Source organism: Halomonas mongoliensis (assembly GCF_052496345.1).
This window is the reverse complement of the sequence record NZ_CP199288.1, coordinates 3,336,037-3,357,230: the sequence shown is the minus strand read 5'-3', so window position 1 is coordinate 3,357,230 and position 21,194 is coordinate 3,336,037. Positions and strand designations below refer to the sequence as shown.

Genomic DNA, 21,194 nt, shown 5'->3' with positions numbered 1-21,194 from the left:
CATCCTGTTTCATATACGATTTGCCAGATATCTTCGCCGTGCCCCACAGGCACCCTCGCATGCAACCTGCCACTTCCCAGGAGTTTCCCATGACGGTCAGGATCGGCATCAATGGCTTCGGCCGCATCGGCCGCCTGGCGCTGCGCGCCGGCTGGACGAACCCGGACCTCGCGTTCGTGCAGATCAACGACCCGGGCGGCGACGCCGCCACCTTCGCCCACCTGCTGCAGTTCGACTCGGTGCACGGCCAGTGGACCGGCGGCGGCGATGATATCACGGCGGACGACTCCTCCCTGACCGTGGCCGGCCGGCGCATCGCGTTCAGTGCCAACCGCGAGATCGAGGCCACCGACTGGTCCCGTTGCGACCTGGTGATCGAGGCCTCCGGCAAGATGAAGACCACCGACAGGCTCCAGGCCTACCTGGAGCAGGGGGTCAAGCGGGTGGTGGTGAGCGCCCCGGTAAAGGACGAGGGCGTGCTCAACCTGGTGGTGGGGGTCAACGACCATCTGTTCGACCCGGCCCGGCATCGCATCGTCACCGCGGCGAGCTGCACCACCAACTGCCTGGCGCCGGTGGTCAAGGTGATCCACGAGACGCTCGGCATCCGCCACGGCTCCATGACCACCATCCACGACATCACCAACACCCAGACGATTCTGGATGCCCCCCACAAGGACCTCAGACGCGCCCGGGCCTGCGGCATGAGCCTGATCCCGACGACCACCGGCTCGGCGAAGGCGATCACCGCCATCTTCCCGGAGCTCGAAGGCAAGCTGAACGGCCACGCCGTGCGCGTGCCGCTTGCCAACGCCTCGCTCACCGACATGGTCTTCGAGGTCGCCCGCGAGACCACCGAGGAGGAGGTCAACGCCCTGCTGAAGGAGGCCGCCGAGGGCGAGCTCGCCGGGATCCTCGGCTACGAGGAACGCCCGCTGGTCTCCATCGACTATCGCACCGACCCGCGCAGCGCCATCGTCGATGCCCTCTCCACCATGGTGGTGGCCGGCACTCAGGTGAAGCTCTACGCCTGGTACGACAACGAGTATGGCTACGCCTGCCGCACCGCGGAGCTGGCCGCCAAGGTGGGGATGGCGGACGCATGATCGCCCGCGTCGCCGCCCTGCCCCGGGAGATCCGCCAGTACCTGCTGGTCACCGGCAACTACTGGGCCTTCACGCTGACCGATGGCGCCCTGCGCATGCTGGTGGTGCTCTACTTCTACGGGCTCGGCTACTCGGCCCTGGAAGTGGCGCTGCTGTTCCTCTTCTACGAGTTCTTCGGGGTGGTGACCAACCTGGTGGGGGGCTGGCTGGGGGCGCGCCTCGGGCTCAACCGCACCATGAACCTGGGGCTCGGCCTGCAGGTGGTGGCGCTTTCCATGCTGCTGGTGCCGGTAGCCTGGCTCTCCGTGCCCTGGGTGATGGCCGCCCAGGCGCTCTCGGGCATCGCCAAGGACCTCAACAAGATGAGCGCCAAGAGCGCCATCAAGACCCTGGTGCCCCAGGGGACGGAGGGCCATGAGGCGCTCTACCGCTGGGTGGCGCTGCTCACAGGCTCCAAGAACGCGCTCAAGGGCGTGGGCTTCTTCCTGGGGGGCCTGCTGCTGACCCTGATCGGCTTCCAGGGGGCGATACTCGCCATGGCGGTGATGCTCACCGGGGTGCTGGCGCTGTCGCTCATGCGCCTCGACGGTGACCTGGGCCGGGCCAAGGCCAAGCCGAAGTTTCGCGAGATGCTCTCCAAGAGCCGCGCCATCAATATCCTCTCGGCGGCGCGGATGTGCCTCTTCGGCGCCCGGGACGTCTGGTTCGTGGTGGCCCTGCCGGTCTTTCTGGCCACCCAGTTCGGCTGGGACAGCTGGCGGGTGGGGGGCTTCCTGGCCCTCTGGGTGATCGGCTACGGGGCGGTGCAGGCGGTCGCCCCCAGGATCACCGGGCGCACGGCGGGCCGCGGCGCCGCCATCGCCTGGGCCGCGGCGCTTACCGCCCTGCCGGCGCTGATTGCCCTGGGCCTTGAAGGACAGCTCCTGGAGATGCAGCCGCATCTGGTTCTTCTGGGGGGGCTTATGCTCTTCGGCGCGGTCTTCGCGGTGAACTCCAGCCTGCACAGCTTCCTGATCGTGCGCATGGCGCGCTCGGACGGGGTCTCCCTGGACGTGGGCTTCTACTACATGGCCAACGCCATGGGGCGGCTGCTCGGCACCCTGCTCTCCGGCTGGCTCTATGTCACGGGCGGGCTGACCGCCACCCTCTGGGTCTCCAGCGCCCTGCTCGCGGCCACCGTGCTGATCAGCCTGGCGCTGCCGAAGGAGGCTTGAGACCGCACCCCTTGAGGATCACCCGGATCAGAAAGGCGGTGATCTGCTCCACGTCGGCATCACCGAGTTCGTCGCGCCCGGTGATACCCAGCACCTGGGCCTCGAAGTCGGCATAGTGCTGGGTGGCTGACCAGATCAGGAAGATCAGCCAGACGGGGTCCACCGGGTCCATCAGGCCGCGCTCGGCCCACTGGCGAAAGATCCTCGCCCGTTCCTCCACCCAGTCGCGCAGCTCGCCGCTCAGGTACTCCTGCAGGAAGGGGGCCCCGGCGAGGATCTCGGCGGCGAAGAGCCGTGAGCCCTCCGGGTGGCGCCGGGAGAGCGCCATCTTGCTGCGGATGAAGGCCTCCAGCACCTCGGCGGGGTCATCGTTCACCGAGATATCGTCCAAGAGCGCATTCCAGCGCGCCATCATCCGCTCCAGCAGCCGCACATAGAGACCGCGCTTGCTACCCATGTAGTAGAGCACATTGGACTTGGGCAGCCCCGCCGCCTCGGCGATGGCCTGGACGCTGGCGCCGCGATAGCCGTGGGCGGCGAAGATCTTCTCCGCCGCGGCGAGGATCTCGCGCTCGTTGCGCTCGCGGGTCGCGCCGCCGGCTTCCCCCCTCTCCCGCTCACGGCGTGTCGCCGCCGGACTCGCGACTTCTGTCATCTACCCGTTCCCTGTGCCAGTGGTCTCAGCCGAGAGTGCCGCACCGCGGCGGTGCATGCAACGGCGGGCAGGGCTTTCCCAGGGCTATCGCTGTTACCGAGTGCGCGATAGCGAAAGGCGCCTTGCGCCTCCCACGCTTGCAAAGTCGGCCAGCGTTGGCCATGCTGAAAACAACCTGACCAGATGGTCAACAAGCTCGCTACCCTGACGGGACGCGACACTCGGCGATCAATAATAGAGACAACGCCATGATCGACTTCCTGCTCAACGGGCAGCCCCGCCGGTGCGAGACCGCGCCCGACGCCAGCGTGCTCGAGCTGCTGCGCGACTCCCTCGGTCAGACCGGCACCAAGGAGGGCTGCGCCACCGGCGACTGCGGCGCCTGCACCGTGGCCATCGGCGAGGCCGGCCCCGACGGCCGGGTGCGCTATCACAGCGCCAATGCCTGTATCACCCCCGCCCATCAGCTCAAGGGCCGCTCGCTGGTCACCGTGGAGGGGCTCGCACGAGGCGAGGCTCTCCATCCCGCCCAGGCCGCCATGGTGGCCTGCCACGCCAGCCAGTGCGGCTTCTGCACCCCGGGCATCGTGATGTCGCTCTTTACCCTGCATGAGGAGCAGCAGCAGAGGCCCGCTCCGCTGACCCCCGAGCGGCTCGAAGCGGCGCTGGGCGGCAACCTCTGCCGCTGCACCGGCTATCGCCCGATCCGCGACGCGGCACTCGCCATGGGGGAGCATCCTTACGTGCGCCCCGAGTGGCTGGGTCTCGCCGTGGATGCCAGCGCCCCCACCCAGGAACCCGCGGCCGATAGCGCCTTTGTGCAGCCCGCGACCCTGGCCGAGCTGGTCGAGGAGCGACGCCGCCACCCCGAGGCGCCCATCGTCGCCGGCGGCACCGACCTCTGGCTGGAGGTGACCCAGCGCCTGCGCCGGTTCGAGCGTCTGGTGGACGTGACCCGGGTGGCCGAGCTCACCACCATCGAGGAGGCCACCCTGGACGACGGCCGCGAAGGCTGGTGGATCGGCGGTGCCGTGACCTACGCGCGCCTCGAACCGCTGCTCGAGGCGCACTACCCCGCCTTCGCCCACCTGCTGCACCGCCTGGGCTCCGCTCAGGTGCGAAACCGCGGCACCCTGGGCGGCAATATCGCCAACGCCTCCCCCATCGGCGACACCCCGCCGGTGCTGCTGGCACTAGGCGGGCGGCTCTGGCTGGCCGGGCCCGGCGATGCTGCTGAAGAGGCAGAGCGGGAGCTGCCCCTCGGCGACGTCTTCCTCGACTACAAGAAGACTGCCCTGCGCGAGGGCGAGGTGATCCGCGCCGTTTTCCTGCCGCGCCCCGAAGCGGGGCGACACCTCAGGGTATGGAAGCTGTCCAAGCGTCGTGAGGATGATATCTCGGCGGTGCTGGGCGCCTTCGCCTGGCGCCTGGAAGACGGAGTGCTGCGCGACGTGCGCCTCGCCTTCGGCGGCATGGCGGCCATCCCGAAGCGGGCGACCGCCGCCGAAGCGGCCCTGGAGGGTCAGCCACCCACGGTGGCCTGCTTCCAGGCGGCCCGTGCGGCGCTGCAGAACGATTTTCAGCCGATGAGCGACGTGCGCGGCAGCGCCCATTACCGCGCGCTCTCCGCCGCCAACCTGCTGGAGCGGCTGCGCCTTGTCATTGGGCAGCAACAAGCACCTACACAAGACCGCAACCGGGAGGTGATGCTCCATGCGTACGCTCACTAAGCTTTCCAAGGCGCCCGGTGCCGCGCCGGATAAGGCGCCCGGAACCGCGCCGGATCAGACGATCGGTGCCGAAACGTCCCAGTCGCCGGATGCCGATATCGGCGCCGACTCCGTCGAGGCGAGACGCGAGCTCGAGGGGCGCATTCAGGGCGCGAGCCCCTTGGCTCGCAACACCCAGACACCGGGCAGCGCCGGCCACTCCCAGGCCCACGAGAGCGCGGTCAAGCACGTCACCGGCCGCGCCGCCTATATCGACGACCTCAAGGTACCGGCGGACTGCCTGCACGTCGCCCTGGCGCTCTCGCCGGTGGCCCACGGCCGGCTGACCGGCGTGGCCCTCGACCAGGTCCGGGCGCTGCCCGGGGTGGTGGACACGGTCGGCATCGAGGAGGTGCCCGGCCACACCGATATCGGGCCGGTCTTTCCCGGCGACCCGATCTTCGTCGAAGACGAGATCAGCTACGCAGGCCAGGTGCTCTTCGCCGTGGCCGCCGAGAGCCACCGCGCCGCCCGGGAGGCGGTGAAGGCGGCCTTCGATGCCGGCCTGGTCACGATCGACGAGCGGCCGGCGAGTCTCGATGCGGTGGTCGCCGCCGAGCGCGGCGAGTTCGTGAGGCCCACCCACATCCAGCAGCGCGGCGACTGGGAGGCGGCGCTGGGAGGCGCCAGCCAGGTCGTCGAGGGCGAGCAGTTCGTGGGCGGCCAGGAGCACTTCTATCTCGAGGGCCAGGCCTGCCTGGTCACGCCCACCGAGGACGAGGGGGTGGTGGTCCACACCTCCAACCAGCACCCGAGCGAGACCCAGAAGCTGGTGGCCGAAGTGCTGGGCATACCCTTCCATGCGGTGACCGTGGAGGTGCGGCGCATGGGCGGCGGCTTCGGCGGCAAGGAGACCCAGGCCTCACCCTGGGCCTGCATCGCCGCGCTGGTCGCTCGGCGCACCGGCCGCGCGGCCAGGCTGCGCCTGCCCCGGGGCGACGACATGCGGGTCACCGGCAAGCGCCACCCCTTCCACAACCGCTACCGGCTGGGCGTAGATGACAAGGGCGTGATTCAGGGCGGCGAGATCACCGTGATCGGCGACTGCGGCTACTCGCCGGACTTGTCGGATGCCATCGTCGACCGCGCCATGTTCCACGCCGACAACGCCTACTCCCTGGGCGCGGCCCGGGTGACCGGTCATCGCGCCCGCACCCATACCGCCTCCAACACCGCCTTCCGCGGCTTCGGCGGCCCCCAGGGGATGATGGTGATCGAGGCGGCCATGGACGATATCGCCCGCCGGGTGGGAGAGGACCCGCTCACCGTGCGCAAGCGCAATCTCTATCGCCACGAGAGCGACGGCACCCAGGGGGATGCCCTCCCCCGCGACGTGACACATTACGGCCAGACCGTTGACCAGGTCGGCCTGCTGCATGAGCTGATCGAGCGCCTGGAGGCGAGCAGCGACTACTGGGCCCGGCGCGAGGCCATCACCGCCTTCAACGCGGACAGCCCCGTGATCAAGCGCGGCCTGGCACTGACCCCGGTGAAGTTCGGCATCTCCTTTACCGCCAAGCACCTCAACCAGGCCGGCGCCCTGCTCCACGTCTATACCGACGGCAGCGTGCAGATCAACCACGGCGGCACCGAGATGGGCCAGGGGCTGCACACCAAGATCTGCCAGGTGGTGGCCCGGGAGCTAGCACTGGACCTCGCGAGCGTCCGCATCACCGCCACCCGCACCGACAAGGTGCCCAACACCTCGCCCACCGCCGCCTCCAGCGGCGCGGACCTCAACGGCATGGCGGCCCGGGACGCCTGCCTGACCCTCAAGGCGCGGCTCTTCGACTTCGCCGCCGAGCACTATGCCCTCGACCGCGAGGCGATGCGCCTGGAGGCGGGGCATCTGGTGGCAGGCGTTGGTGAGAGCGAGCGGCGCATCCCCTGGGGCGAGCTGGTGCAGACGGCCTATCTGGGCCGCGTCTCGCTCTCCGAGAAGGGCTTCTATGCCACGCCGCTGATCCACTACGACCGCGGCACCGGCCAGGGGCGCCCCTTCTACTACTACGCCTTCGGGGCCGCTGTGGCCGAGGTGAGCGTGGACACCCTGAGCGGCGAGTACCAGGTGAACCGGGTCGACATCCTGCACGACGTGGGCGACTCCCTGAACCCGGCCATCGATATCGGCCAGGTGGAGGGCGGCTTCATCCAGGGCATGGGCTGGCTGACCAGCGAGGAACTCAAGTGGAACGAGGCCGGCCGGCTGATCTCCGACGGGCCGGCCACCTACAAGATCCCCACCTACGGCGACCTGCCCCCGGTATTCAACGTCGCGCTGATGGAGGGACATCCCAACTCCATGGCCAGCATCTACCGCTCCAAGGCGGTGGGCGAGCCGCCCTTGATGCTGGGCATCTCGGTATGGTCGGCGCTGCGTGACGCCCTGGCGAGCCTCGCCGACTACCGCGAGGCCCCGCGGCTCGACACCCCGGCCACGCCGGAACGGGTGCTGCTGGCCGCCGAGGCGCTGCGTTCACGCCACAGCGACTGGCCGCCGGCCTTCGAGGAGGCGACGCCATGATCACCGCAGGCGGCCAACGCCCCGAAAGCTGGCACGCCGCCCTGCATCGCCTGCAGCGCGACGGCGCTCCCCACGCCCTGGCCACCCAGGTGACCAGCGCCGGCTCCACGCCCCGGGAGCCCGGGGCGCGCATGGTGATTACCGCCGATGCCGTCTTCGACACCCTGGGCGGCGGCACCTTCGAATACCAGGTGATCGAGGCCGCCCGGGCGCGGCTCGTAGGCAACGATGGCCGTCCCGAGGGGGGCCTGAGCCTGGAGGCCTTCTCCCTGGGCGGGCGCAGCGGCCAGTGCTGCGGCGGCTTCGTCAACGTGCTGATCGAGGTCTTCCCGGGCAGCGCCACCACCCTGGCGCTGTTCGGCGCCGGCCACGTGGGTACCGAGCTCGTGCGCCTGGCCGCCCCGCTGCCCTGGCAGGTGCGCTGGCACGACAGCCGCCCGGGGGCCTTCCCCGACTGGGCGGCAAAGCAGCCGCGGCTCGCCTGCCGCCACGCCCCCGACCCGGCCGCCGCCGTGGCCGCGCTGCCGCCCGGCGCCCATGCCCTGGTGCTGACCCACGACCACGCCGAGGATCTCACCCTGGTGGATGCCCTGCTCGCCAGTGGCGACGTCGCCTCCCTCGGCCTGATCGGCTCGACCAGCAAGTGGGCCAGCTTTCGCTCGCGGCTGGGCAAGGCCGGTCATGACGAGGCGACGCTTGCCCGGGTGCGCTGCCCCATCGGCATGGCAGCGGGTGGCACCGGGGGTGACAAGACCCCCTACGCCATTGCGCTTGCCACCCTCGCCGAGCTCCTGCCGCTGACGGCAAACGTCGAACGCCCCGACCAGCGCGGCCTGGATCCCGCCGTGCTCAGAGCCGCCTTCAACACCACCACCGTAACCTAGGGGCGCCGGGGGCAGGCCGAAGAGGGGAAAGGAGGCCTGTCGACGGATCAGCCCCGGTGACACCAAATCGATGAGCTCGACCATAATGACGACGAACGACTCGCGCCTGCTGCGCGCCGAACTGCTGAGCTTCGATGCCGACCCCGGCGACGCCGATACCCCCGCCCCGGGCAGCGTCACCCACCATCGTGATGGTGCCCTCTGGCTCGAGAACGGGCGGATCCGGGCCATCGGCGACTACGCCACCCTGGCCCCCGAGCTGCCCCCGGGCCTCGAGGTGATCGATCACCGCGGCAAGCTGATCACCCCCGGCTTCATCGACAGCCACGTCCACTACGTGCAGCTGGAGATCATGGCCTCCTACGGGCGTCAGCTGCTCGACTGGCTCAACGACTACACCTTCCCGGAGGAGCTAAGGTTCGCCAGCCGCGAGCACGCAGACGCCCTCTCCGAGGCTTTTCTGGATGAGATGCTCAGGGTCGGTACCACCACCGCCCAGGTGTTCTGCTCGAGCCACCCGGTCTCGGTGGACGCCTTCTTCGCGGCGAGCCAGCGGCGCGGGCTCTGCATGCTGGCCGGCAAGGTGCTGATGGACCGCCACGCTCCCGAAGGCCTCACCGACGACACCCTGGGCGGCATCCGCGACAGCGAGCGACTGATCGGCGACTGGCACGGCAAGGGGCGGCTCGGCTACAGCCTCACCCCGCGCTTCGCGCCCACCTCCACCCGGGCCCAGCTCGACGCCACCGGCGCCATCCTGAGAAACGACCCGAGCCTCTGGCTGCAGACCCACCTGGCCGAGAACACCGGCGAGCTGGACTGGGTGGCGGAGCTCTTCCCCGGCAGCCGCGACTACCTCGCGGTCTACGAAGCGTCTGGCCTGGTGGGGCCGCGCAGCACCTTCGCCCACGGCATCCACCTGGACCAGGAGATGCGCGCACGCCTGGCCGAGCGCGGCGCCAACCTCGCCTTCTGCCCCAGCTCCAATCTCTTTCTGGGCAGCGGCCTCTTCGACCGCCAGGCGGCACGCGAGGTGGGGCTGGGCGTGACCTTCGCCAGCGACGTGGGCGGCGGCACCGACCTCTCGGGGCTTGCCACCCTGAAGGCCGCCTACCAGGTCGGCCAGCTGCGCGGCCAGCCCCTCACCGCCTGGCAGGGCTTCCATGGCCTGACTCTGGGCAACGCCCGGGCCCTGTCGCTGGATGAGCGCATCGGCCGCCTGGCGCCGGGCATGGACGCCGACTTCGTGGTGCTAGACCCCGAGGCGACCCCGCTGCTGGCGCGGCGCACCGCGCGTTGCCGCACCCTAGGCGAGACGCTCTTCGCGCTGATGATGCTGGGCGATGATCGCAGCGTGGCCGAGACCTGGGCCGGAGGGCGCCTGCAGCACCGCCGCGAAGCGGCGACCTGGGCCAACCTCAACCCGACTCCTCGGCCGGGGGCAGGCTGAGCAGCCAGCTCACCAGGCGCTCGATATCCTCCTCGGCGACGCGGCGATTGGGGGTCATGCGCTCCTCGCCCCAGTTGCCGCTGCCGCCGTCGCGGACCGTGACCACCAGGCGCGCGAGCGCCTCGTCGTCGTCCCGATAGCGCTCGGCCACGTCGCGCCAGGCCGGGCCGCGCAGGGTGTTGTCGAGATCGTGGCAGTTGAAGCAGCCGCTGTCCCAGGCCAGATCGATCATCGCCTCGTCGTCCGCCTCATGGCTCGTCTCGGCCAAGGCGGCGCCGGCCAGCAACAGCGCCGAAAGAAGCCCTGCTCCCCTGCGACTATGACGGTTCATCGTGCTCGTCTCCCGATCAGCGCATCCAGGATGCGAAAGGCGGCCAGGCCCGCCACGGCGACCGCAAAACCCGTGGCCATCAGGTAGTCGGCGCGGGTGAGCACCCAGAGGTGGACCGCCCCCAGGGCCGCCGACACATAGATCAGCCGGTGCAGCCAGTGCCAGGCAGTGTAGCCCATGGCCTTCTGCGTATGGCGAAAAGAGGTGAGCGCCAGAGGGACCAGCAGCAGCAGCGCGGCCGCCCCGTAGCGGATATAGGGAAGGTCGACCATCTCGCGGCGAATCCAGGGCCAGTCCCAGTACTGGTCGAGGCCCATCCAGGCCAGCATGTGGGCGAGCAGCCAGAAGAAGGCCCACAGGCCGATCTGGCGGCGGGCGATCATGAAGCCGACCCAGCCGGTAAAGCGAAAGGCGGGGCTGAAGGCGATGGTGGCCACCAGCAGGGTGAAGCCGGTGCGGCCGGTGAAGTGCACCACGGCCTCCCCCGGCACCACGCCCAGGGCATCGCTGGCCCAGAGCCAGGCGAGCCACAGGGCGGGCAGCGACCCGGCGGCCAGCACCAGCAGGCGAAAGGCCAGGATCCGTGCGGCAGGCGTCATCAGCATGGAGGGACTCGCTCGCGTCAGAAGTGCTTGTTCAGGTCCATCCCGGCATAGAGCTCGGCGACCTCATCGGCATAGCCGTTGAACATCAGGGTCTCGCGACGCCCGCTCTCGCCGATGCGCCGCTCCCGGGCCTGGGACCAGCGCGGATGGTCCACCTCGGGATTGACGTTGGCATAGAAGCCGTACTCGCTGGGGTTCTGGTCGATCCAGGAGGTGCTGGGCTGCTCCTCCACCAGGCGGATCTTCACTACCGACTTGATGCTCTTGAAGCCATACTTCCAGGGCACCACCAGCCGTATCGGGGCGCCGTTCTGATTGGGCATCACCTCGCCATACATCCCCACGGAGAGCAGGGTCAGGGGGTGCATCGCCTCGTCGATGCGCAACCCCTCACGATAGGGCCACTCGATGATGGAACGCCGCTGGCCGCGCAGGTTATCGGGGTCGAGGATCGACTCGAAGACCACATACTTCGCCCGGGAGGTGGGCCCATGGCGCTTGAGCAGGTCGGCCAGGGGAAAGCCGATCCAGGGAATCACCATGGACCAGGCCTCGACGCAGCGCATGCGATAGATGCGCTCCTCCAGTGACTGGCCGGCGAGGATATCCTCCAGGGCAAAGGTGCCGGGCTTCTCCACCTCGCCCTCGATGGTCACCGACCAGGGATCGGTACGCAGCTGATGGGCATAGACCTCGGGGTCGCTCTTGCGGGTACCGAGCTCATAGAAGTTGTTGTAGGTGGTGGCATCGCGAAACGCGGTCAGCGACTCATCGCCGGCCAGCGACTGGCTGGGCAGCTCGCCTGCGAGTCGCTCCTCTAGGCCCCCACGCCAGGCGTGGGCCGCCGGCGAGAGCAGCAGACCCGGGGCCAGGGCGGCCGCCCCCAGGGCGGCACCCGCCTGGATAAAGCGGCGCCGCTGGCGGAACAGCTCGCGAGGGGTGACCTCCGACTCGGGGATGGCGGGGTAACGATAGCGGGTCATGGTCGTTGACCTCCTCCGCAGGATCGAGAAAACGACAGCTTCCCGAAAAAACCGTGAAGCGTCCAGACGGTACGGTGAACCAATGTCAAAACTTGACCTGGCTCAAGGGTGGCCCTTTTCCGACAGTTTTACTAGGTTGATTAGCGACAACCGATGCCTCTAAGGTGGCGGCATAGGGTTAAGGATGGATTAGCCGACCGGCTGACCCGCAGCATCATAATCAAGAGAGAGGGGAACACCATGACCACCAAGCGCCTGCTGGCCTCCGCCATTGCCATGGGCTCCGCGCTCGCCATCGCCGCGCCGGCCATGGCCGACGACGGGCTCGGCAACTACCGCGACCGCTTCGAGCCACTGCCCCACTTCCCGCCGATCCCGGCCCACAACTCCCTGACCCCGGAGAAGGTCGAGCTCGGCAACATGCTCTTCTTCGAGCCGCGCATCTCCTCCAGCGGCGTGATCAGCTGCGCCACCTGCCACAACCCCGCGCTGGGCTGGGCGGACCGTATTCCGCGCGCCACCGGCCACGACGGCCAGATCGGCGAGCGCAACACCCCCACCGTGCTGAACTCCGGCTTCTTGGGCTCCCAGTTCTGGGACGGCCGCGAGCCGGACCTGGAAGGCCAGGCCCTCGGCCCCATCGAGGCCGATGTGGAAATGGCCATGGACCTCGACAGCGCCCTGGAGCGCCTGAACGAGTTCGACCTCTACCAGAAGAAGTTCGCCGAGGCCTTCCCCGGCGACGAGGACCCGATCAACGCCGACAACCTGGCCAAGGCACTCGCCAGCTTCCAGCGCACCCTCAACACGCCGAACTCGCCCTTCGACCGCTACCTGCGCGGCGATATCGACGCCCTGAACCAGCAGGAGAAGGACGGCATGGTGGCCTTCGTGGACACCGGCTGCATCGCCTGCCACCGCGGCCCGGCGCTGACCGACAGCATGTTCCACCGCATCCAGGTGCCGGGCTCCACCGACGTGGGCCGCTTTGAAGTGACCGGTGACGAGGCGGATATGTACCGCTTCCGCACCCCGACCCTGCGCAACGTGGGCGTCACCTACCCCTACATGAACAATGGCGCCACCGAGACCCTGGAGGAGGCCGTTGCCATCATGGGCCAGGAGATGCTGGGTCGTGAGTATGACGATGAGACCATCGCCAACATCACTGCCTTCCTGCACACCCTGACCGGCGAGATGCCCGACTTCGAGGTCCCGGCCCTGCCGTAACCTCGCCAGGGCGGCTCGAGCCTGCCGCCCCTCGTTCTCGCTAACGGCGCCCCCTGACGGGGGCGCCGTTTTCGTGTGCCGTGCCGCCGGACATCGGCAGGGATCAGTAGCAGGCCGCCAGCCGATGACGCAGCTCGGTGCGCCGGGCGTCACTGATGAAGGCCGCTTCGATGGCCGTACCGGCCAGCTGGATGAAGGTGGCCTCGTCCCAGCCGAAGGCACACTGGCACGCCTCGAAGTTGGCCAGCATGCCGCCACCGAAATAGGCCGGATCGTCGGAGTTGAGGGTGACCCTCAGGCCCGCCTCCAGCAGCCGGGGCAGCGGGTGCGCCTCGATGCGCTCCACCACCTTGAGGCGCACATTGGAGAGCGGGCAGACCGTGAGCACCACCCCCTCGTCGCGCAGCCGCGCCACCAGGTCGGGATCCTCCAGGCAGCGCACGCCGTGGTCGATGCGGCAGACGTCGAGCCGATCCAGGGCCTGGCGAATATAGTCGGGAGGCCCCTCCTCGCCGGCGTGGGCCACCCGAGGAATGCCCAGCCGGGCGGCGCGCTCGAACACCTCGACGAACTTCTCGGGGGGGTTGCCGCGCTCGGCGCTGTCCAGGCCTACCGCATCCAGCATCTCCCAGTAGGGAGCGGCCTCCTCCAGCACCGCCATGGCCTCCTCGGCATCGCGGTCGCGCAGGAAGGCCATGATCAGCGCCGTGCTGAGCCCCAGCTCTCGCTCGGCCTCGCGCCGAGCGAGCGACAGCCCCTCCATCACCACCGGCAGCTCGATGCCGCGTATCCGATGGGCCTGGGGGTCGAAGTGCATCTCCACGTGCACCACTCCCTCGGCATGGGCGCGGCGGAAGTAGTCCATGGCCAGGTCGTGGAAATCCTCGGCGGTGCGCAGCACGCTCATGCCCTGGTAGTAGAGGTCGAGGAAGGACTGCAGATCGCTGAAGTCATAAGCGGCGCGCGCCTCCTCCACCGAGGCATAGGGCAGCGCGACGCCGTTACGCTCGGCCAGGGCAAACATCAGCTCGGGCTCCAGGGAGCCCTCGATATGCAGGTGGAGCTCGGCCTTGGGCAGGCGCTTAAGGAAATCACGCATGGCGGGTCTCTCTCGTCGAGGGCGCTTTCCCCCATCCTGATCGAAACCCCGCCATCGCGCAAAGCGCGGCGATTAAACCCGCGGCTCACGGCGCCCCTCGACCAGCGTCACGCGCCGATCGATACCCGGCGGGTCGAAGGCGCCGCCATCCAGCTGGTGCACCAGATAGAGCACGCTGCGCCCCTGCAGCCAAACGTCCAGGCGCGCCCCAAGCGCCGCGGCCGTGTCGGCATCGAGCCCGGCGAAGGGCTCGTCCAGGATCACCAGGTCGGGGTCGCGCAGGTAGAGCCTCGCCAGCGCCAGGCGCCGGGCCTGGCCGCCGGAGAGCTGGCCACCGCCCTCGCCCACCCGGGTCTGCAGGCCACGGGGCAGCGACTCCGCCCAGGCGTCGAGCCCGACCCAGGCCAGCGCTGCCCAGAGCTCGGCCTCCCCCGCCTCCGGGCGGGCAATGCGCAGGTTGGCGGCAAGGCTGTCATCGAGCAGGTCGGCGCGCTGGGTCAGGGCCGCCACCCGGCGGCGCAGGCCGTCCCCGGGCCACTGTGCCGGCGCCATGCCGCCCAGGCGCACCGCGCCCCGCTGAGCCTCGAGCTGCCCCAGCAGCAGGCCCGCCACGCTGGACTTCCCCGCCCCGGAGGCCCCGCAGAGGGCCAGGCGCTCGCCGGGGGCGAGACGCAGGGTCAGATCCGTCAGGGCCGGGGTCAGGGCGCCGGCATAGTGCAGGGTCACCGCCTCCAGCTCGGCGCCGAGTGGTCCTGCAGGCGGCGCCGCGACGGGCATCTTCTCCGCGCGGGCACCGGCCCTCGCCTCCAGCTCATTGAGGCGTCCGGCGGCGCCCCGGGTGGCCCCCAGCCAGGTGAAGGCCGCCGGCAGCGCGGCCAGGGCCTCGCTCATGGCCAGCATGGCGATGGGCATCATCACCATGAGGGGACCGGAGAGCCGGCCGGCCTCCCAGGCGCCGGCGGCAAGCCACAGGGCCAGCACCATGGCGAGCCCCACCAGCAGGCCAGCCAGGGCGTTGCCCAGCGCCACCAGGGCCCCCAGGGCAAGCTGACCCCGATAGAGCCGCGCCTCGATCTCGTGCAGTTCGCGACGCTGGCGGGCCAGGCTGCCGTAGGCCTCGAGCTCGGCCATGCCCTGCAGCGCCTCGACCGTTCGCCCGCGCAGGGCCTCGAGCTCACCCACCTGGGCGCGGCTCTCGGCTAGCCCTAAGCGCGCCTGACCCAGGGTCAACCAGAGCCAGCCCAGCAGGAGCAGCGCACCGCCGGCCAGACCCACACGGGGTGAGAAGAGCGCCAGGAAGGCCGAGAGCCCGAGGATCGCCAGCAGGCCCACGCCGGCGGGAGCCAGCAGCCGCAGATAGAGGCTATCCAGGGTGTCGATATCGGCGGTAAGTCGGTTGAGCCAGTCGCTGGCCCGGCGCCGGGCCAGGGCCTGGCCGTCGAGGCTTGCCAGCACGCCGAAGAGCCGCCCGCGCAGGTCGGCCAGCAGGCGCAGCACGGTATCGTGGTTGTAGAGCCGCTCCAGGTAGCGTGCCACGGTGCGACTGACCGCAAAGAAGCGGATGCCGCCGCCCGGCACATAGACATCCAGACTGGCGGCGATGCCCGCGGCCAGCAGCAGCCCGGTGAGCCCGGTCGCGGTGATGAACCAGCCGGAGAGCGCCAGCAGGCCGATGGCCGACAGCAGCGTCAGGGCGATCAGCGCCGCGCCGGCCAGCAGGCGGCCGCGGCGCCGATCCAGCTGCCGAAGCCAGGGTCGCAGTTCTCTCAACAGGGTGTCAGGGCGATGCGTCATGGTGCACCTCCGTGAGCCGGCCCGCGTCGAACCGCAGCCGGCGACTTGCCATGGCGATCAGCGCCGGGTGGTGGGTCGCGATCACCAGGGTACGGCCCTGGGCGGCCAGGGCCTCCAGGGCACTGATCACCACCGCCTCGGTATCGGCATCGAGGCTGGCCGTGGGCTCGTCCAGCAGCACCAGGGGCGCCTCGACCAGAAAGATCCTGGCCAGGGCCAGGCGCTGGGCCTGCCCCCCGGAGAGGCCTGCCCCCCGTTCGCCCAGTGGCGTCTCGAGCCCAGCAGGCAGGCGTGCCAGCAGCTCTACCAGCCCCGCCCGCTCCAGGGCCTGCGCCATAGCCTCGGCCGAAGCATCCGGCGCCGCCAGACGCAGGTTGTCGGCCAGGCTGCCCTGGATCAGCAGCGGGCGCTGGTCCATCCAGGCCAGGGCAAGCCCCGGCGCCAGGCGACGCTCCCCGGCACCGGGGCCGACGAAGCCGGCCAGCAGCTGCAGCAGGGTCGACTTGCCGGACCCCGAGGGGCCGATCAGCGCCACCACCTCGCCCCGCGCCAGGCGCAGGTCACAGGGAGCCAGCACCTGGCCGCGCCCGGGCCGGGTCACTTCCGCCCCGGCCAGCTCGACCAGTACCTCCGGGTCTGCCGGCGCCTCGGGACGCTCATGGCGCACCGGATCGGGACGCTCGGCGAGCAGCGCCATCAGGCCGTCGGCGGCCCCCAGGGCCGCGGCACGGTCGTGATAGTGCTGGGCCAGGGTGCGCAGCGGCTGGAAGAACTCCGGCGCCAGCAGCAGCACCAGCAGGCCGCTGAACAGGGTGAGCTCGGGAGAGGGGCCGTAGGTGATATAGCCCAGCAGCCCGAAGCCCACGTAGATGGCCACCACGGCGATGGCCACCGAGGCGAAGAACTCCAGCACCGCCGAGGAGAGAAAGGCCAGCCGCAGGGTGCGCATGCTGCGACGCCGATAGTCGTCGGCGGCAGCGTGCACCTCCAGGGTGGCGGCCCGGGTATGGCCGAAGAGCTGCAGGGTGGTAATGGCGCGCACCCGATCGATGAAGTGGCCGGAGAGCCGGGCCACCGCTTCGAACTGGTCGCGGTTGAGGCGCTCCGCCCCCATGCCCACCAGGGCCATGAAGAGCGGAATCAGCGGCGCTGCCAGCAGCAGGAATAGCGCGGCCAGCCAGTCCAGCCAGAGCGCCACCCCCAGTATCAGCGCGGGGCCGATCACCGATAGCATGAGCTGGGGGCGAAAGCGGGCGAAGTAGCCGTCCAGCGACTCGACCTGCTCCACCAGCTGGCTGGCCAGGCTCGCCGAATGACGCCCGGAGAGCCAGCCCGGACCGAGCCGCGCCAGCTGATCGAACAGCTCGGACCTTACCGCCGCGCGGATGCGCAGACTGGCCCGCTGGCCGAGCCGCTCCTGGGCGTAGAGGGCCAGGGCCCGCACCGCCAGCAGCAGGGCCATGGCGCCGAGTGCCGGCAGCAGCGCGCCCAGAGCCGCCCCCTCGACCAGCAGGGCGCTGACCACCCAGGCCAGCAGGCCGAGCTGTGCGATGGTGGCCAGGGTGGCCACGACGCCGGCGACCACCGCCAGGCCCAGTGAACGGCGTTCGCGGGCCGCCAGGGTGACAAGCCAGCGGCGGGCATCGCGCCCGCCGCCGGTGGTCTCAGGAGTGGCCATGGCTCAGTGGTAGCCCTCGCCCACCTTGACCTTGCCGCGGAAGACCCAGTAGGTCCAGGCGGTATAGGTCATCACGATGGGGATCACGAACAGCGTACCGATGAGCAGGAAGAGCTGAGCTTCCGGCGCGGAGGCCGCATCCCAGATGGTGTAGTTGGGCGGCACGATCACCGGCCACTTGCTGACGATCAGCCCCAGGTAGGTGAAGATGAAGATCCCCAGGGTCGCCACGAAGGGCAGCCCCTCGCGGCGCTTCTGCACGCTGCGATACACCAGGAAGGCACAGGCCAGGGCCAGGGCCGGGAAGATCCAGATCAGCTGGATATTGGAGAACCAGCGCGCCCAGACGTCGGGATTGACGAAGGGCGTCCAGAGGCTCACGGCCATGAAGACCGCCAGCACCGCCGCCAGCAGGATCGGGGTGATGCGATAGGCCCACTCCTGCACATGGCCTTCCGACTTCATGATCAGCCAGGTGGAGCCGAGCAGCGCATAGCCGCACATCAGGCCGAGGCCGGTCATGACGGTGAACGGCGTCAGCCAGTCCAGGGCGCCACCCACGTAGGTGAAGTCCTCCACGGCGAAGCCCTGAATATAGGCGCCCACCACGGCGCCCTGGGCGAAGGCGGCCACTGCCGAGCCCCAGCAGAAGGCGCGGTTCCACCAGCGGCGATTCTTGCGGGCCTTGAAGCGGAACTCGAAGGCCACGCCCCGGAAGATCAGCCCGGCCAGCATCAGGAAGACCCCGATATAGAGCGCCGGCAGAAACACCGAGTAGACCAGGGGGAAGGCGCCGAGCAGGCCCGCCCCGCCCAGCACCAGCCAGGTCTCGTTGCCGTCCCAGACCGGGGCGACCGAGTTCATCATGACGTCGCGGGACTCCTCGTCCGGGGCGAAGGGGTAGAGGATCCCCAGGCCCAGGTCGAAGCCGTCCATGATCACATACATGATGACGCCAAAGCCGATGATCAGCGCCCAGATCAAGGTGAGATCAAACATTTCCATGGGTCAGCTCCTCGCCGAATCGGCATCATCGAAGGGGGTATGGGCAGCGGACAGAGGGCGTGCAGGCCGCTCGGTTTCACCCTTGATCTCGTCGCGCTCCTCCTCGGGGAGCATGCCGTTACGCACCACCTTGGTGAGGTAGTAGATACCCGCCCAGAACACCGCGGCATAGACCGCCACATAGCCGATCAGCGTGAAGAGCGCCATGCCGCCGGTCAGCGAGGGCGTGACGGACTCCGCCTGGGTCATCAGGCCGTAGACCAGCCAGGGCGCGCGCCCCACCTCGGTGACGATCCAGCCGGCCAGTACCGCCACGAAGGGCGTGACGATCATGCCCACCAGGGTCTTGAGAAACAGCGGGTTGGTATAGAGGGTACCGCGCTTGCGCAGGACGGCACCGGCGATGGCCACGCCGATCATCAGGAAGCCAAGGCCCACCATGACCCGGAAGGACCAGAAAACGATCCATACCGGGGGCTGCTCATCGCGCGGCACCTCGCTGATACCCGGCACGACCCCTGCCGGATCATGCTTGAGAATGATGCTGGCGAGGCTCGGGATACCGATCTCGAAGCGGTTGGTCTGGGCCTCCTGGTCGGGAATCGCGAAGAGCAGCAGCGGCACATGGCTGCGCGTCTCCCAGTTGCCCTCCATGGCCGCCACCTTGGTAGGCTGGTGCTCCAGGGTGTTGAGACCGTGGAAGTCACCCACCACCGCCTGGGCCGGGGCGAGTACCAGCAGCAGCCAGAGACACATGGAGAGCGCCTTGCGGTTGGCCTCCACGTCACGGCCGCGCAGCAGGAACCAGGCGCTGACGCCGGCCACCACGAAGCCACCGGTCAGGAAGGAGGCCATGCCCATATGGGTAAAGCGGTACCAGAAGGAGGGATTGAAGATCGCCTCGAACCAGGAGGTGATCATGAAGCTACCGTTTACCAGCTCCACACCGGCCGGGGTCTGCATCCAGCTGTTGGCCGAGAGGATCCAGAATGACGAGATGAAGGTGCCGGTGGCCACCATGATGGCGGCGAACAGATGCACCCCCTGAGGCACCTTGCCGCGACCGAACAGCAGCACGCCGAGGAAGGCCGCTTCCAGGAAGAAGGCGGTGAGCACTTCGTAGCTGAGCACCGGGCCCAGGAAGTTGGCTGTGGCCTGGGAGAAGTTGCTCCAGTTGGTCCCGAACTGGAAGGACATCACGATGCCCGACACGACCCCCATGCCGAAGACCACGGCGAAGATCTTGGTCCAGAACAGGGCCAGACGGTCCCAGGCGGGATTCTGGGTCTTGTAGAAAAGACCGTTGAGTAGCGCTATGTAGGATGCCAGCCCGATGGTGAACACCGGAAAGATGGCGTGGAAGGAGACCACGAAGGCAAACTGCAATCGTGATAGCAGGAGAGGATCCAGTTCCATGTCGCAAGCCTCATGACAGCGATGGACTCAGAGTCGTCTCAAGGGATGCGAAGGCACCTTGGGGTGCTTGCTTGTACCTCTGGCGCCGCCGAAGCCGCACCGTGACGCATTCCACCTGGACACCAGGGACAAGGTAAGACTAGCAGCCTGGGGGCCCTGCCCTGGGCACCGCGCTTGAAGCGCATATAGAACCAGCACTGCTAAGCTTATTCAACCTTGAGCGTTAGCTTACTATTAAGGACTGCCATGATCTCGAAAAGTTGATCCAAATCAGCGTGTCTCATTGTCGCAGGCCGCCTCAGGCGGCGGCGGTCAGCACCAGGCGCACCAGCCAGGCGGTATAGGCCATGAACATCGCCAGCAGCACCGCCCCTTCCAGGCGATTGATACGTCCCGGCCGGCCCCGCCAACCCATGGCGAAGAGCGCCAGCAGCAGGGTCATGGCGGCCATCAGGCTCCAGTCGCGCAGCAGCACCTCGGCGCCCACCTGGATGGGGTGAATCACCGCAGCGAGCCCCACCACCCCTAGGGTATTGAAGAGGTTGGAGCCCACCACGTTGCCCAGTACCAGGTCGTGCTCGCGACGGCGCAGGGCGCTGATGGAGGAGGCGAGTTCGGGCAGGGAGGTCCCCACTGCCACCACCGTGAGGCCGATCACCAGGTCGCTGACGCCGAGCCCCTGGGCGATGGCGACGGCGCCCCACACCAGGAGTCTCGAGCTCACCACCAGCAGCACCAGCCCCACCGCCGTCCAGGCGAGGCCCGCCCTGAGCGACAGGGGGTAAACCGCCAGACTCTCCTCGGTGTCGGTGCCCAGCGCATCGGCGCCGTCACGGCGGGCACGCCAGACGCTGGTGCCGATGAAGAGCGCCAGCAGCACCAGCAGCAGCGCCCCTTCCAGTCGCCCGATCAGGCCTCCCCACATCAGCAGCGCCGAGAGCAGGGTCGCTCCGCCCAGTATCGGCAACTCCCGACGCACCACCGTGGAGTGCACCGTCAGGGGCGAGATCAGCGCCACCAGGCCAAGGATCAGGCCGATATTGGCGATATTGGAGCCGTAGGCGTTGCCCAGCGCCAGGGCGGGGTTGCCCTGCCCCGCTGCCAGGGCCGACACCACCAGCTCCGGTGCCGAGGTGCCAAAGCCGATCACCAGCATGCCGATCAGCAGGGGCGACAGCCCCAGCCGCGCCGAGGTGGCCGCCGCACCGTCGACGAAGCGCTCGGCGCTCCATACCAGCAGGATCAGACCTGCCACCACCGCTACCGCAGGAAGCATCATGGGTTGCCTCAGGAACATTCATCTGTGCATGTTTGTCTATGGTGCGCCAGTCGCCGACGTGTCACACTTCCGCCCATGCGCCGACGCACTCGGCCGGGAGTGTAGGCCTCTCGGCTGCCCCGGAAAAGACGGCCCACAGGAATCCACCGCCAGCAGGAGAGAGTGCCCCCTT

17 protein-coding genes are annotated in these 21,194 nt (G+C 69.0%); 7 read left to right on the top strand and 10 right to left on the bottom strand.

Going from position 1 to position 21,194, the window contains the following annotated elements; translation table 11 throughout:
• Positions 1-89: 89 nt before the first annotated feature.
• Together ACRYRV_RS15715 and arsJ are read left to right on the top strand one after the other, a co-directional pair.
• Complete coding sequence (locus ACRYRV_RS15715; RefSeq protein ID WP_444984511.1) at positions 90-1,106, top strand: ArsJ-associated glyceraldehyde-3-phosphate dehydrogenase; 1,017 nt, start codon at positions 90-92, stop codon at positions 1,104-1,106.
• On the top strand, positions 1,103-2,320 hold the full coding sequence (gene arsJ, locus ACRYRV_RS15710) for an organoarsenical effux MFS transporter ArsJ (RefSeq protein ID WP_444984512.1): 1,218 nt from the start codon (positions 1,103-1,105) through the stop codon (positions 2,318-2,320). Before ACRYRV_RS15715 ends, arsJ begins: the two co-directional genes overlap by 4 nt.
• Here the strand turns inward: arsJ and ACRYRV_RS15705 are convergent.
• A complete protein-coding gene (locus ACRYRV_RS15705; protein WP_309636428.1) occupies positions 2,292-2,975 on the bottom strand; it encodes a TetR/AcrR family transcriptional regulator in 684 nt (227 codons plus the stop codon). The genes arsJ and ACRYRV_RS15705 overlap by 29 nt on opposite strands.
• A 248-nt stretch (positions 2,976-3,223) precedes the next feature.
• Here ACRYRV_RS15705 and xdhA point away from each other — a divergent pair, with 248 nt between their 5' ends.
• The 4 genes from xdhA to guaD all read left to right on the top strand — a co-directional run bounded on the left by xdhA (position 3,224) and on the right by guaD (position 9,602).
• On the top strand, positions 3,224-4,705 hold the full coding sequence (gene xdhA / locus ACRYRV_RS15700) for a xanthine dehydrogenase small subunit (protein WP_444984513.1): 1,482 nt from the start codon (positions 3,224-3,226) through the stop codon (positions 4,703-4,705).
• Entirely contained in the window at positions 4,689-7,268 is a 2,580-nt protein-coding gene (gene xdhB / locus ACRYRV_RS15695) for a xanthine dehydrogenase molybdopterin binding subunit (protein ID WP_444984514.1), read from the top strand. The genes xdhA and xdhB overlap by 17 nt, the downstream gene beginning before the upstream one ends.
• Positions 7,265-8,152: a xanthine dehydrogenase accessory protein XdhC gene (gene xdhC, locus ACRYRV_RS15690; RefSeq protein ID WP_444984515.1), complete on the top strand. Its 888-nt coding sequence runs from the start codon at positions 7,265-7,267 to the stop codon at positions 8,150-8,152. Before xdhB ends, xdhC begins: the two co-directional genes overlap by 4 nt.
• A gap of 85 nt (positions 8,153-8,237) precedes the next feature.
• Complete coding sequence (gene guaD, locus ACRYRV_RS15685; protein ID WP_444984516.1) at positions 8,238-9,602, top strand: guanine deaminase; 1,365 nt, start codon at positions 8,238-8,240, stop codon at positions 9,600-9,602.
• Here the strand turns inward: guaD and ACRYRV_RS15680 are convergent.
• The 3 genes from ACRYRV_RS15680 to msrP are packed head-to-tail and all read right to left on the bottom strand — an operon-like array spanning position 9,571 to position 11,521.
• Entirely contained in the window at positions 9,571-9,933 is a 363-nt protein-coding gene (locus ACRYRV_RS15680) for a c-type cytochrome (RefSeq protein ID WP_444984517.1), read from the bottom strand. The genes guaD and ACRYRV_RS15680 overlap by 32 nt on opposite strands.
• Positions 9,930-10,538, bottom strand: coding sequence for a sulfite oxidase heme-binding subunit YedZ (locus tag ACRYRV_RS15675; protein WP_309637568.1), 609 nt, complete (start codon positions 10,536-10,538; stop codon positions 9,930-9,932). The genes ACRYRV_RS15680 and ACRYRV_RS15675 overlap by 4 nt, the downstream gene beginning before the upstream one ends.
• Before the next feature lie 17 nt (positions 10,539-10,555).
• Entirely contained in the window at positions 10,556-11,521 is a 966-nt protein-coding gene (gene msrP / locus ACRYRV_RS15670; RefSeq protein WP_444984518.1) for a protein-methionine-sulfoxide reductase catalytic subunit MsrP, read from the bottom strand.
• Positions 11,522-11,761: 240 nt separating this feature from the next.
• Between msrP and ACRYRV_RS15665 the strand changes: the two genes are divergently transcribed.
• Positions 11,762-12,751, top strand: coding sequence for a cytochrome-c peroxidase (locus tag ACRYRV_RS15665; RefSeq protein ID WP_253443028.1), 990 nt, complete (start codon positions 11,762-11,764; stop codon positions 12,749-12,751).
• Positions 12,752-12,854: 103 nt separating this feature from the next.
• Here the strand turns inward: ACRYRV_RS15665 and ACRYRV_RS15660 are convergent, their stop codons facing one another.
• The 6 genes from ACRYRV_RS15660 to ACRYRV_RS15635 all read right to left on the bottom strand — a co-directional run bounded on the left by ACRYRV_RS15660 (position 12,855) and on the right by ACRYRV_RS15635 (position 21,022).
• Positions 12,855-13,850 carry an adenosine deaminase gene (locus ACRYRV_RS15660; protein ID WP_444984519.1) on the bottom strand — a complete coding sequence of 332 codons (996 nt, stop codon included), beginning with the start codon at positions 13,848-13,850 and terminating at the stop codon, positions 12,855-12,857.
• A gap of 72 nt (positions 13,851-13,922) precedes the next feature.
• Positions 13,923-15,644 carry a thiol reductant ABC exporter subunit CydC gene (cydC, locus tag ACRYRV_RS15655; protein ID WP_444984520.1) on the bottom strand — a complete coding sequence of 574 codons (1,722 nt, stop codon included), beginning with the start codon at positions 15,642-15,644 and terminating at the stop codon, positions 13,923-13,925.
• Entirely contained in the window at positions 15,628-17,322 is a 1,695-nt protein-coding gene (gene cydD, locus ACRYRV_RS15650; RefSeq protein WP_444984522.1) for a thiol reductant ABC exporter subunit CydD, read from the bottom strand. Before cydD ends, cydC begins: the two co-directional genes overlap by 17 nt.
• 3 nt (positions 17,323-17,325) lie before the next feature.
• Positions 17,326-18,327 carry a cytochrome d ubiquinol oxidase subunit II gene (gene cydB / locus ACRYRV_RS15645; RefSeq protein WP_253443040.1) on the bottom strand — a complete coding sequence of 334 codons (1,002 nt, stop codon included), beginning with the start codon at positions 18,325-18,327 and terminating at the stop codon, positions 17,326-17,328.
• Between the two features lie 3 nt (positions 18,328-18,330).
• Positions 18,331-19,743 (bottom strand): cytochrome ubiquinol oxidase subunit I, encoded by a 1,413-nt coding sequence (locus tag ACRYRV_RS15640; protein WP_299312475.1) that lies wholly within the window; start codon positions 19,741-19,743, stop codon positions 18,331-18,333.
• A 298-nt stretch (positions 19,744-20,041) separates the two neighbouring features.
• Positions 20,042-21,022, bottom strand: coding sequence for a calcium/sodium antiporter (locus tag ACRYRV_RS15635; RefSeq protein WP_444984523.1), 981 nt, complete (start codon positions 21,020-21,022; stop codon positions 20,042-20,044).
• Positions 21,023-21,194: the final 172 nt, after the last annotated feature.